The sequence below is a fragment of the Dyella sp. AD56 genome, from assembly GCF_002878475.1.
In the GTDB taxonomy this organism is placed as follows: Bacteria; Pseudomonadota; Gammaproteobacteria; order Xanthomonadales; family Rhodanobacteraceae; genus Dyella.
In genome coordinates this window covers 1-13,216 of record NZ_NRDP01000046.1, presented here as the reverse complement: position 1 = coordinate 13,216, position 13,216 = coordinate 1, and the positions used below count along the sequence as shown (strand labels likewise).

Sequence of the window (13,216 nt, the reverse complement as noted above, 5' to 3'; positions counted from 1 at the left end):
TTTGCTTATGCGCCTGTTTCAAAGCGAAGCTCAACGCCATCCCCGCTGCTGCTTCCGGTGGATACCAATTACGCCAACTACACCAGCGATTACGCCACTTACATCTCAGGCCACCTGGATTACTGGACTTATGTCTATCTCAGCGTAGGCAATCAGAGTTTCGGACGGCAGCTCTTCTATGCACCCTTCGCCCCGGCTGCCAATGCTGCGGGCTCCGGTGGCTCCAACCCGCCACCGACCAAGGTGGATGTGCCCGCAAGCGCGGCCAACAACAGTCCATCGAACATGCCGTCGCTGGGCAGTCCGGCGTCGTTGGCCTCCGCGACCCTGCTTGGCGGCTCGAGCACTTCCTATCGTTTGGTTGCCGGTGCGCAACTGGGCGCTGTCGATCCGTTGGCAACGGTTGCCAATGCAGGCAATGTGTCGTTCGACGGCCACTTTGCGGTGGCCGATACACTGAAGGCGCCGTCGAGCAGTATCTACAACGGCAAGACACTGTTGTTCCCGACCACGGTGCGAACCGGCAGCGGTTCGATCGATATCGCTTCGGGCGGCGACATCGACTGGCTGGACGCCAGTTCGCCGGCTGTCGTCTATACCGCTGGCGTTCCGGCGGACGGGACGAGCGTCAATACGAGTGTCTCAGTGATTCGCCCCAACTGGATCGACCCAGCCGACAGCATGATTCCGTACATGCTGAGCACCGGGCAGGTGAATCCCGTGGCAGGAGGTGACTTGAGCCTGGCGGCCAAAGGCAACATCCACGGAATTCAAGATCCGGTCGATGCCACGGGTAACGTGACCAAGGGGACCGCCGGCGCGGATATTTCGCAGTACTGGTGGCCCTGGATGCAGACTGCGAATGCGGCAGACGGTTCGGCATCCTCGATCAACTTCGCCAATTTCGGTCAGGGCGTGATGAGCCTGGGCGGCAACGTCTCGGTGACGGCTGGTGGCGATGTCAGCCAGCTGTCCGTATCACTGCCGACGACTTGGTACGCCAACGCGGATAAAACCAGTGTCGATACGGTGGGTGGTGGCAACCTCGACGTTAATGCCGGCGGCAATATCCTCAGCGGCGATTACTTTGTGGCCAGGGGCGTGGCCGACATTCAGGCCGGTGGTCTCGTCGGCAGCAATGTCAGTTACACGGTGCCCTCCGCAAATGGCAGTTACGGAGGTCTCACCAGTAATGTCTCGACGCTGTTTGCGTTGCAGGATGCGCAGTTCAATGTGCAGGCGCGTCTAGGCGTCGATATCGGTGGCATTTACAATCCATCGTATCTGCTTGGCTCTCTCAACAACGCTACTAGCCATTTCGGCAGCCTGACGCCAGCCGGGCAATTTGATTCGCAGAGCTACAGCGCGGATTCCTCCGTTCGGGTGAGCGCCAGTCAAGGCAATGTTGTGCTGGATAGCCTTAGCGTTCCGGCCACGTTGTTCAGCTACAGCGCTGTACAGAACAGCAGCAATTTCGGGATTGATCCAGGATCGATCCTGCCGGCAACCATGAACCTGCAGGCGCTGTCCGGCAATGTGGACGTCCGTGGCGCGGGTGCCTTGTATCCCTCGGCGACTGGTGGCCTGAACCTGCTGGCGGCTAACAACATTGATCTCAGCCAGCAGGTTTACACCATGCAATACAGCGGTATTGCCGCGTATAACTTCGGACTGATCGATGCGCCCGCGGATCTGCTTCCGTCGTCGCTGCAGCCGTACGGATCGGCAGGAACCTCCAATTTTGGCGCCCTATGGCGATACGGTTATCTCACTGGACCGACACCCATGTTGCTGCACTCCGCCGCGCCGTTGCATGCGGACGATACCCAGCCGGTGCGGATCTATGCGTTGCAGGGCGACATCGTCAATGGCATTCCTGCGAGCAATGGCTTCCAGTATCGCTCGCTGAAGTTGCTGCCCAACAAGCCAGCGCTGGTCTATGCAGGCAGGGATATCGTCGATCTTTCCTTCGTGGGCCAACAGGCGCACGACGGGGATGTCACCCGTATTGCCGCGGGACGCGATATCTACGATACGCCGATCAGCGCTACCTTCGGCTCCGGCGGGGGCGTGACAACGAAAGACCCTGGGGCATATGAGCTTGCTGCCGCGCTATTGCTGGGTGGTCCCGGCAGTTTCCTGGTGCAGGCGGGGCGCAATATCGGCCCGCTCACCAGCCAGATCGATATCGCCACCAATTCGTCGGTGGCGAAAACAGGCGATGACAGCTATACGGGCATCGACAGCGTAGGCAACCAGATCAACCCCTACCTGCCTCACGCGAGCGCGGATGTCGACGTATTGTTTGGCGTGGCCCCGGGCGTGGCGGTTGCCAACTTTATCGCCAGCTACGTGGATGCCACCGCAGATGGCGTAAATTTGATGCCGGACCTGGTCGCCTTTATGGAACGCCGTATGGCAGGCCAGGTGGTGGACACCGGTTTTGCGCAAGACAAGGTCTCGGTGACCTTGACGCCGGAACAGGCGCGTCAGCTGTTCGGCCAGCAACCTGACTATGTACAGCAACAGTTCGTTGCCGAGTCGGTGTTCAAGATCCTCGCCCAGGTGGGTGCGGACTATAACAACACCGCGAGCCCGTACTATGGAAAATACGCGCGCGGTTACCAGGCCATCGATACGTTGTTCCCCGCATCCTATGGCTACACGGCGAATGGAACAGGGCAGGGCGGTATCAATGGTGCGGCCAAGACCGTGGATACGGGCGACCTCGATATCCGCAGCTCCACCATCCAGACCCAACAGGGCGGCAATATCACTATCCTCGGCCCGGGCGGCCAGGCCTTGCTGGGCAGCGCTTCCGCTCCGCCGGTGATCACCCAGAACGGCAAGGTGGTTGCCGGCCCCAACAGCATGGGTGTGCTGTCGCTGGAGAAGGGTGACATCAACATGTTCACTGATCGCAGCGTATTGCTGGCGCAGAGCCGCATCTTTACCGAGCAGGGCGGCAACCTGGTGATGTGGAGTTCCAATGGCGACATCAATGCAGGCCAGGGCGCTAAAACCACGGCGGAGATTCCGCCGCCGACCTATCTTTGCAGCATCGATGCGTGGTGTCGCATCGATGCGCGCGGTCAGGTAAGCGGTGCAGGTATCGCCACGTTGCAGACGGTTCCGGGTGCACCGACAGGCAATGTCTACCTGATCGCACCACGCGGCACCGTGGACGCGGGCGACGCCGGCATTCGTGTGTCGGGCAACCTTATCGTGGCGGCTGCTCAGATCGCCAACGCGGACAACATCCAGGTTCAGGGCGAAAAGATCGGCGTGCCGGTGGCGGCATCGGTCAACGTGGGGGCGCTCAATGCGGCGAGCGCTGCGGCCAATGCAGTGACCAAGGCCGTGGATGACGCCAACAGACAGCAGCAGGATGACGCCCGCAACAAGATGCCTTCAGTCATTTCGGTGCAGGTGCTGGGTTTCGGTGATGGTACGGGCAGTATCGACGACAAGGATCGCCACCGTCGCTACGACCCCAACAGCCCTGTACAGGTACTTGGTGCCGGCCAACTCAGTGCGCGCGCGCGAAACCAATTGACGCCGGAGGAGCGCGCTCGGCTCGCAGAGTGAGGGAAAACATGGACATGAGCTCGAAGCAGGCGTGTGGCCGACAATCAACCGGCAGCACGCGAGTCGGGCCACTTCCATGCGGTGACATCTGGTTGCTCGGGCATGGGAGGCCGGAGGGTGATCATTCCGATGCATGACGTGTCATCGGATCAGGTTCTGCGTGTCCATTGATGGATTTAGATAATGGGCGTTTTATAGGCTTATCCACACCGACCGATGATAGCCATGGATGCACCCTGCAATACCGGGGATGGTGGGCGTTTGGCTGCATTTTCAATGGTATTGAGGCATCTGATTGATGCGCACCAGGAAAAGGCCGCTGAGAGGTTGATTAATCAATGCAATAGGGTATTTTCAAGGCAATTGCTTGAATATCCCGTCATTGCATGGCATGCCCGCTCCAGTTACGTGGTCCGCAATCGCCTTAGGCGGAAAATAGATCTCGTGCCAGATGACCCCTCTGCGGATGTGCTCATCTCGCTGATCCCCGTATTCAACGTATGGTGCCAGGAGGGGCGGCGCAGCGCTGTGCGTAGCGTTGTGCGCGAAATGAGTCGCTTGGACCTCATCGATCTCGCCAAGCGGCCGGGGCTCGACATGGAGGTCGCCACCATGATTCGCGAATTTATTGATTAGAGCGAAATGTGATTTTCGTTGTGATTTTTATTCGAATAAAAAATTCATGCCTTCATCACGTTGGTGACGCGCTATGTTTCATGGCTAATTTGTCTAAATTAAAAGTGCTCTTGCAAGTCATGTCATCGTCATTTGCAATTACTTTTAATTTTAATGGTTATGTCACTGCACAAACGTAAAAAGGATTAGGCCTCCATTCCGGAGGTATTTCTGCCAAGGGGTAAGTCATGATTTTCGGGTCCAATGGAAATACCCGCATGAAGACGCTCGCGGGTGCGCTGGTTCTCGGCTTCACCGCCATTGCTTCGGCCGCCCATGCCGGTACCACGCTGGTTGGTGGCGGTGCCACCCTGCCGGCGCTCGGTTACGGTGGCGACGTCACCCACCGTCAGATCACGCCGGTTACCGGCTCGTTCCTGTATGTGTACTCCGCCCAGGCCGGCAACCCGCAGACCTCCTACTGCCAGACGGGCAGTGGTGCCGGTAAGAACATCCTCGCCGGCGTGAGCGGCACCAGCGTTCAGAACGCCTGCCCGGATGGCTCCGCCACGCCGACCGGCTTTGGTGCCGCTGCGGTGGGTCGTAGCGATCTGACCCAGCCGAACTTCGCCGGTGCGGATTCGCCGCTGAGCGCCAGCGATTACAGCAACTACGTCACCAACCGTTCGTCCAGCTTCCCGGTGGAATTCCCGGCGGTCGCCGGTGCGGTCGCCATTGCCTTTGACAAGTCCGGCGTTGACACGCTGAACCTGACCGACGCGCAGGTGTGCCAGATCTTCTCCGGTCAGGTCACCGATTGGAGCCAGATCTCGAGCGCTTCGGGTCCGATCAATGTGGTCTTCCGTTCGGATGGTAGTGGCACCACCTTCGGCTTCAGCAACCATTTGTCCGCCGTCTGCGGCGGCACGGCTGCTTCGCACTTCGTGACCGATCAGGCATTCACCAACGTGGTCGCCAAGTATCAGTCGACGCTGCCCAGCAACTGGGTGGGCCAGAGTGGTAACCCGAACGTTGCCAATTACGTGGCAAACAATGACGGCACGATCGCTTACGTCGAAGCCGCCAATGCGGCGAATGATGGTCTCCTCTACGCCACGGTGAACAATCTCGATCCCATCAATGACTTCGGCAATGCGGCGTTGCCGATCAGCAGCAGCAGCGTCAACTACAACTATGTGATCAGCGGCGCTAACGCCACCACTGGTCGTCCGACCATGGCGGCCATCTCGGGTGCTCCGAGCACGCAGTGTATCGCGCTCGTCGACCCTTCGGCCTACGCCAACCCGTCCAGCGGCTACCCGATCGTGGCCGTGTCCTACCTGTTGGCCAACAGCGCCAACAATGGTTCGGACAAGACCGCCGTGCAGAACCTGATGTGGGCGCCGTATAACTCCACGATCACCGGTTCGGTGAAGACGATCGGCAAGGCCACCGGCCTGTCGTTCCTGAGCACGAGCTTCACACAGACCCAGGTGCAGGGCTGCGTGGGCGCCTGATCCACTGCTGTTGTTGTTTTGCCGTGGAACGTGGGGGAGGGCGGGGGCCCTCTCCCACGTTCTTTTGCGTGAAAGACAATCTGTCATCCTGGCGTGGCAGCCTGTGATGAATTACTGCGTTCGGGAACGCTCATGTCCTCGCAGGTTGTAGCTCTTCATCGTAACGATTCTGCCTCTACCGACGAGACGCAGCTATTTCGACAATTGCTGGCCAAGGGCCGGCTGAAAGATACAGACCTTGCACGCGCTCGCCGCCTGCATGAAGAATCCCCCGACGGCACGCTGACGGGCTTGATGGCGCGGCTGGGCCTGGTGTCCGAGCGGGACCTGGCCGAGGCGTGGTCGGAGTTGCTGGATACGCCGCTGTTGGCGGCCCGCGATGCCCCAGACATGCCACCGGCCGAGCTCGACGTCTCCGTGCGCTTCCTGAAGCAACAGCACGTGGTGCCGGTGCGCGTGGGTGAGGACGGCGTGGCGCTGGTCGTGTCGGACCCCGCCGATCCCTACCCACTGCAAGCGATGCAACTGGCCGCCGGTCGCCCGGTCGCGTTGCGCATCGGTTTGCGCTCGGAAATCGAGGGCCTGATCGAGCGCTACTACGGCTCCGGCCGTTCCGCCATGGGCACCATCGTGGAAAACCTCGACGGCAGCGCCGCGGTAGAAGACGACGTCGAGCACCTGCGCGACCTCGCCTCCGAAGCGCCGGTGATCCGCCTGGTCAATCTCATCTTGCAGCGCGCCGTCGAACAGCGCGCCTCCGACGTGCACATCGAGCCGTTCGAAAACCGCCTCAAAGTGCGCTACCGCATCGACGGCGTACTGCACGAAGTCGAAGCGCCGCCCTCCAGCTCCACCGCCGCAGTGATCTCGCGCGTCAAGATCATGGCCAAGCTCAACATCGCCGAACGCCGCCTGCCGCAGGACGGCCGCATCCAGTTGCGTGTGCAAGGCAAGGAGCTGGACCTGCGCGTGTCCACCGTGCCGACCAGCTTCGGCGAATCGGTGGTGATGCGTATCCTCGACCGCGAGTCGGTGGTGTTCGACTTCGCCTCCTTGGGTTTCACCGATAACTTCCAGCAACGCTTCGTCGACGTACTGGACCGTCCCCACGGCATCCTGTTGGTCACCGGCCCCACCGGTTCGGGCAAGACCACCACGCTGTACACCGCGCTGTCCCAGATCAACACGCCCGACGTCAAAATCATCACCGTCGAAGACCCGGTCGAATACCAGATCGAAGGGATCAACCAGATCCAGGTCAAACCGCAGATCGGGCTGGATTTTGCCGGCGCCCTGCGCTCCATCGTGCGCCAGGATCCGGACGTGATCATGATCGGCGAAATGCGCGACCTGGAAACCTGCCGCATCGCCATCCAGTCGGCGCTCACCGGTCACTTGGTGCTGTCCACCTTGCACACCAACAGCGCCGCCGGCGGCATCACCCGCCTGCTCGACATGGGCGTGGAAGATTATCTGTTGGGCTCCACCGTCAACGGCATCCTGGCGCAGCGCCTGGTGCGCCGGCTCGATCCGGAGACGGCGACCCCGTATGACGCCCTGCCCGAAGTGATCGAGCAGTTCGAGCTGCACAAATACACCGACGAGCGCCCGATCCGCCTGTGGAAACCCGGCAGCAGCGCGGCCAACCCCAGCGGCTACCGCGGTCGTCGCGCCATCATGGAATTCCTGGTGATGAGCGATCCGCTGCGCCGCATGGTGATGCAGCGCGCCGATGCCGGCGAGATCGAGCGCGTCGCGCGCAGCGAAGGCATGCGCACCATGTACGAGGATGGCATCGCCAAGGCGGTCGCGGGCGTCACCACCCTGGAGGAGGTGTTGCGTGTCACGCAAGAAAGTTGATGCGCGGATGCGCGTGGCGCAGGTGCGGCCATGAGCCAATTCCGCTACCGCGCTGTCAGCGCCACCGGCGACGTCTTGCAAGGCCAGATGGAAGCGGCCAGCGTCGAGGAAGTGGTCAGCCGCCTGCAGGACCAGGGCCACACGCCATTGGACGCGCGCGCTGCCGACAGCGATGCCGCTGGCAGCGGCATCGCCGGCTGGTTCAAGCGCGGTCCGTTCACCGGCGACCAGCTCGCCCAGTTCACCCACCAATTGGCGACCTTGCTCGGTGCCGGCCAGCCGCTGGATCGCGCGCTGGGCATCCTGATGGACCTGCCCGAAGGCGCCAGCGCCAAACAACTGATCGAGCGCGTGCGCGACCGCGTGCGCGGCGGCACGCCCTTGTCGCAAGCACTGGACGACGAGCACAACGTCTTTCCCAAGCTCTACATCAGCCTGGTGCGCGCCGGCGAAGCCGGCGGTTCGCTGGAAGACACCCTGCGTCGCCTCGCCGATTACCTGGAGCGCTCCCAGCAACTGCGCGGCAGCATCATCAACGCGCTGATCTATCCCGCCTTCCTGATGGTCGGCGTACTCGGCTCGCTGTTGCTGCTGCTGGCTTACGTGGTGCCACAGTTCGTGCCGATCTTCGAAGACATGCAGGTGCCGATCCCGCTGATCACTCAGATCGTGCTGGCGGTCGGCGGCACCTTGCAGACCTGGTGGTGGGCCATCGCCTTGCTGATCGTGATGGGCGTCGCTATCGCTCGTGCGCGCCTGCGCGACCCGGCCGCCTTGTTGGCCTGGCACGGCCGCCTGCTGACCATGCGTCTGGTCGGCCCGCTGCTGCTCAAAGTGCAGACCGCACGCATCGCGCGCACGCTCGGCACCTTGCTCAAGAACGGCGTGCCCTTGCTCACCTCGCTCAGCATCGCGCGTCAGGTCACCGCCAACAAAGCGCTGGACCAAGCATTGGCGCAGGCCTCCGAGCAAGTGAAGGAAGGCGCCGGCCTGTCCTTCGCGCTGGCCCAATCCCAGCGCTTCCCGCGGCTGGCCTTGCAGATGGTGCAGGTGGGCGAAGAAGCCGGCCAGCTCGACACCATGCTGCTCAAGGTGGCCGACACCTTCGAGCTGGAAAGCCGCCGCGCCATCGACCGCCTGCTGGCGGCGCTGGTGCCCGCGCTCACCATCGTGATGACGGTGCTGGTGGCGATCATCATGGCCGCGATCCTGCTGCCCATGCTCGACCTCACCAGCCACATTCAGTAGTTCCCTTGTAGAGCCCCCATCGAACGACGACGAGGTACCCCATGCGACAAAAGACTTTTGGCCGTCACCACGCGGCACGCGGCTTCACCCTGCTGGAAATGCTGGCGGTAATCGTGTTGATCGGCATCATCGGCGCGGTGGTGGTGACCCAGGTCGGCAAGAACGTCGACAAGGGCAAGTACGGCGCCGGCAAGGCGCAGCTCACTACGCTCAGCCAGAAGATCGAGAACTACGCGCTCGACAACGGCACCCCGCCGCAACAGCTGCAGGATCTGATGGCGAAGCCGGCCAACGCGCGCAACTGGCAAGGCCCGTACGCCAAAGAGTCCGAGTTGCACGATCCCTGGGGCCATGAGTTTGGCTACAAATACCCCGGCGACCACGGCAACTTCGACCTGATCTTCTACGGCCAGGACGGCAAGCCCGGCGGCGACGGCTACAACGCCGACGTTGGCAACTGGCAGTAAGACGATGCCGGCGAAGCCGCCACGCGCAAGGATCGACCGTACTCCACGTGCGGCGCGCGGCTTCACCTTGCTGGAAATGCTGGCGGTGATCTTGCTGATCGGCATCGCGGCGGCGGCCGTGGCGGTGTCGGTCACGCAGGGCCTGGCCAGTGCGCGCGTGAGCGCGGCGAGCGGCGAACTGGCCGCGGCGCTGCGTGGCGTGCGCACGCAGGCGATCGTGCACGGCAACGAGCACACCTTGGACGTCGACACGCGCGACAACACCTATCGGGCCGACAACGGCCCGGCGGTGCGCCTGCCGACGGGCATGCGCATCGGCATCACCAGTGCGAAGGAAGATCAGGTCAATAGCTACACGGGCCGTATCCGTTTCTTCCCGGACGGCAGCTCCACCGGCGGGCACATCACCTTGCAGCGCGAGCGGCGGCAGTGGCGGGTGAATGTGTCGTGGCTGACCGGGGCGGTGAGTGTGGCGGATGTGAGTGCGAAGCGATGAGGCGCGCGCGTGGGTTTAGTTTGTTGGAGGTGATCGCGGCTATCCTTCTGTTGGCTGTGGCGTTTGCGGCATTGTTGCAGGTGGCGGGCGCTTCTTTGCATTTGGCGGATCGCTCAGGACAGATCAGTAAAGCTGATATGTGGGCACAAGCGAAGCTGGATGCCTTGGGCGTGACCGATCGCTTGGTAGCAGGTGAGAGCGACGGCGATTTCAGCAAGGATTATCGCTGGCATCTGCGCATCACACCCTGGCAGGACGACGACCCGCCGCAGGGCAGCCCACTCACCTTGTATCGCGTCGACCTGGACGTGCGATGGGGTTCGCCACGACGCCCTCAAGTGATTCACTACACCACGCTGCGAGCCGTCGACGAGAGTGTGGCTTCGGCAGGGAGTACGAAGTGAAGCGCGCGCGAGGCTTCAGCTTGTTGGAGGTGCTCAGCGCGCTCGCCTTGCTCAGCATTCTGCTGGTGGGGGTGTTGTCCGGCATACGGACGGCTACGCATATGGTCAGCGCTGGCACGGGTTCCATGGAGAATCTGGATGAAGTGCGTTCGGTGCAACGCTTCCTCCGTAATGATCTTCTCCAGGCTCGTGCCATTCCCTGGAAGGTCGACGGCAAGGGCGTGCCCATCGTGTTCGAGGGCGACGAGCAACGCATCCGGTTTGTTGGTCCGCTTCCCGGCTATCTCGATCACCAGGGCCCGCAATTGCAGACCTTGGCGCTGGTGCGCGATGGCCAACGAGGGCTTCGGCTCGAGCTAAGCAGTGATGGCATGAGCCCGACGGGTGCCTCGCATGGCATCGGCTTCGCGCCGGAACCGTTGGCGGAGGGCATCACACGCGGCCGCTTTCGTTACTACGGTCGTCAAAGCGAACAAGGCCCCGGTGCATGGAGCAATGAGTGGCATGTCGCGGGACGGCTGCCCGAATTGGTTAGCGTGGAACTGGAGCGTGGAGCGGATGGTGAAACCTGGCTGCTCGTGCAGACGCCGATACGCCAGAGCGCGAACGCGATAAATACGCGCGCATTGGCTAGGTTGTTACCGAACGCAACGCAATACTGATGGCACAAAAATGTCGTCTTGCGCTGCAATGCTTGGAGCTTCACGACACGCTAAGTCAGGTGTCCACGGGAGGACATGGATGCCCGCCGATCGGAGAGGCCGTTCAGTACATCGAGAGCAGGGCATTGCCTTGCTGGTGGTGCTATGGGCCTGCACGCTGCTGGCGATCCTGCTCGGCGGCTTCGCCACGTTAGCTCGCACCGAGGCAAAACAGACACGTTATCTGTCGACTCGGGCGCAGCTGCGCTATATCGCTGAAGCCGGCGTGATGCGAGCCATGGCCGAGATAACGGCCAAAGATGGCGGTCGATGGATAGGTGACGGACGTCCGTATGGCCTGAGCATCGACGGGCAACGCGTGGATATACGCATCGTCGATGAGCTTGGCAAAGTCGATATCAACACGGTCGATCCCCAGGTGCTTCGGAATCTATTCGTCGCGGCGGGCATGGATGCGGCGGATGCAACTGCGCTCGCGGACAATGTGCGTGAGTCACGCGATGCGGCGGGGGCGTTCAATCGCGCAGAGGGCGTGCAGCGTTACACACAGGCCGGGCAGGCAGGAGGTCCTCGTTATAGCGAATTCAACGCGCCTGACGAGCTGCAGACCGTCCTTGGCATGACGCCGGCCCTGTATCGCAAGATTGCTCCCGTTCTCACGGTATGGTCACGGCGAGCAACGCCTGCACCAGCTTTTGCACCGCCATTGGCTCTTGCGGCGTTGCCGGGTATGGACATGGCAACGGCCAAGCGCTTCGCCTCCACGCGAGACGCGATAAGCGCGAAGATGCCGTTGCCGATGCTGCCTAACGGCATGCCCATGGGCAACACACGCGGCAGTAACGTGAGAACGATTGTTGCCTCGGCAACGGGGAAGGATGGCACGGTGTCGCGCGTCAGTGCCACGGTTCGCATCGACCATGTGCGTGGGCGCGGGAGCGCCTCCATCTTGCGCTGGCAGGAGGATGCCGCGGAATGAGTGCCAACACGCAAGCGTGGCGTGCCTCGATCGTACGGCGATGGCATGCGTCGCACGGTGCGCGCCTGTGTCGCTGGTGGCTGGACGAGCTTGCGCAGATGCTTCCGCTGTTCTTGAGGCGATGGTTCTCGGGTGATATCGAATGGCATGTGATCGCATCAGTAGGTGATCAGTGGCAGTGGTGCTCACCGCACGCCACAACGCCCGTGGCGTGCTGGAGTGATACCGAGGCCGAGGCGCAGCAACGGGATGTGATCGGGAAGGCGCTCGAGGGCCTGTCGCCTGATTCGGCGTGTTTCGTATTGCTGGTGCCAGATGCGTGGGTCTTACGCCGTCGCGTCACGTTTCCTTTGGCCGCGCGAAACACCTTGAGGCAGGTCGCTTCCTACGAGATCGATCGACAAACACCGTTCTGCGTGGCCGATGTCGTGTACGAGATCGAAGTACCTGCTTTCGCGGTGAATCATGGGCAGCTGTCGACGGAGTTGATTGTCGTTCCCCGTTCGTTGCTTGATCCGTTGTTGGCAAGGTTTCGCGAACTCGGCATTGTGCTGGATGCGGTCGATGTCCGCGAAGGCGATGGACGCAAGGGGTTGAATCTGCTTCCCGCTGTCGACGTGCCGCGGCGAACGAATCGGCGGGCTAGGCTCAACCTGATCCTTCTCGCGAGTGCCGTGTTGCTATGCACGTTCTCCATGCTTCAATGGGTGCACAATCGCGAGCTTGCGTTGCGCGTTATGCAGGACGAAGTGGCGCGCATGCAGTTGGAGGCCAAGGCGGTCTCTGTTTTGCGACAGAAGTTGCAGGACCATGCGGGAGCGACAGGATTCCTAGCTGAGCGCAAAAAGAGTCGTGTCAGCACGCTGTCGATTCTGCAAGAATTGTCGATGCGGCTTCCGCAGAATGCATGGCTGGAACGATTGAACATCGACCCTGCTGGGCAGGTCGGTATGCAGGGGCAGGGCACGCAGGCGGCGTTGTTGCTGGAGGCATTGAAGGGAGCGGCGTGGCTTGCAGAGCCCGCCTTTCAGGGATCGATACAGAAGGACGCTGTGACTAGCAAGGAACGCTTCTACATGGTGGCGCAGCTGCGCAAGCCCAACGACGCCAAACCGAAGGCCGCGCCTGCGGCGGCCGGTAGCGCGCCATGAAGCTGGCCGCGCTCAAGCCGCGCGACAGCCGCATCGCGGCGATCCTGCTGTTGCTCGTCGTGCTGGTGATCGCCTATTTCGCCCTGCTGCACTGGTGGTTCGTGGCGCCGCTGCAATCCATCCACGCCGAGATGGACGACCTGCGCGACACCCACGCGCGTTACGCCTCCGCCATCGCCGAGAAACCGCAACTGCAACAGCGCATCGCCGCGATGGGCGCAGGGCAAGC

At 61.9% G+C, this 13,216-nt stretch carries 11 protein-coding genes and 1 pseudogene; all 12 read left to right on the top strand.

The window, feature by feature from the left end; translation table 11 throughout:
• Window positions 1–57 precede the first annotated feature (57 nt).
• Window positions 58–3,588: a filamentous haemagglutinin family protein gene (locus DyAD56_RS23375; protein ID WP_102305236.1), complete on the top strand. Its 3,531-nt coding sequence runs from the start codon at window positions 58–60 to the stop codon at window positions 3,586–3,588.
• A gap of 225 nt (window positions 3,589–3,813) precedes the next feature.
• Window positions 3,814–4,224 carry a hypothetical protein gene (locus DyAD56_RS23370; protein WP_146010616.1) on the top strand — a complete coding sequence of 137 codons (411 nt, stop codon included), beginning with the start codon at window positions 3,814–3,816 and terminating at the stop codon, window positions 4,222–4,224.
• Window positions 4,225–4,481: 257 nt separating this feature from the next.
• Window positions 4,482–5,720, top strand: a complete 1,239-nt coding sequence (locus DyAD56_RS23365) for a substrate-binding domain-containing protein (protein WP_158241439.1) — start codon at window positions 4,482–4,484, stop codon at window positions 5,718–5,720.
• A gap of 132 nt (window positions 5,721–5,852) precedes the next feature.
• Entirely contained in the window at window positions 5,853–7,580 is a 1,728-nt protein-coding gene (gene gspE, locus DyAD56_RS23360) for a type II secretion system ATPase GspE (protein WP_102305233.1), read from the top strand.
• Window positions 7,581–7,610: 30 nt separating this feature from the next.
• Window positions 7,611–8,828 carry a type II secretion system inner membrane protein GspF gene (gene gspF / locus DyAD56_RS23355; protein ID WP_102305232.1) on the top strand — a complete coding sequence of 406 codons (1,218 nt, stop codon included), beginning with the start codon at window positions 7,611–7,613 and terminating at the stop codon, window positions 8,826–8,828.
• A gap of 41 nt (window positions 8,829–8,869) precedes the next feature.
• Entirely contained in the window at window positions 8,870–9,295 is a 426-nt protein-coding gene (gspG, locus tag DyAD56_RS23350) for a type II secretion system major pseudopilin GspG (protein ID WP_102305231.1), read from the top strand.
• Window positions 9,296–9,371: 76 nt separating this feature from the next.
• Window positions 9,372–9,791 carry a GspH/FimT family pseudopilin gene (locus tag DyAD56_RS23345; RefSeq protein ID WP_233202825.1) on the top strand — a complete coding sequence of 140 codons (420 nt, stop codon included), beginning with the start codon at window positions 9,372–9,374 and terminating at the stop codon, window positions 9,789–9,791.
• Entirely contained in the window at window positions 9,788–10,195 is a 408-nt protein-coding gene (locus tag DyAD56_RS23340; RefSeq protein ID WP_102305229.1) for a prepilin-type N-terminal cleavage/methylation domain-containing protein, read from the top strand. Before DyAD56_RS23345 ends, DyAD56_RS23340 begins: the two co-directional genes overlap by 4 nt.
• Window positions 10,192–10,857: a prepilin-type N-terminal cleavage/methylation domain-containing protein gene (locus DyAD56_RS23335; protein ID WP_158241438.1), complete on the top strand. Its 666-nt coding sequence runs from the start codon at window positions 10,192–10,194 to the stop codon at window positions 10,855–10,857. Before DyAD56_RS23340 ends, DyAD56_RS23335 begins: the two co-directional genes overlap by 4 nt.
• Window positions 10,858–10,936: 79 nt before the next feature.
• Window positions 10,937–11,836 carry a type II secretion system protein GspK gene (locus DyAD56_RS23330; protein ID WP_102305227.1) on the top strand — a complete coding sequence of 300 codons (900 nt, stop codon included), beginning with the start codon at window positions 10,937–10,939 and terminating at the stop codon, window positions 11,834–11,836.
• Complete coding sequence (locus DyAD56_RS23325; protein WP_102305226.1) at window positions 11,833–12,987, top strand: PilN domain-containing protein; 1,155 nt, start codon at window positions 11,833–11,835, stop codon at window positions 12,985–12,987. Before DyAD56_RS23330 ends, DyAD56_RS23325 begins: the two co-directional genes overlap by 4 nt.
• Window positions 12,984–13,216: pseudogene (locus tag DyAD56_RS23320) on the top strand (type II secretion system protein GspM); the annotation flags it as partial. The gene DyAD56_RS23325 and the pseudogene DyAD56_RS23320, both read left to right, overlap by 4 nt.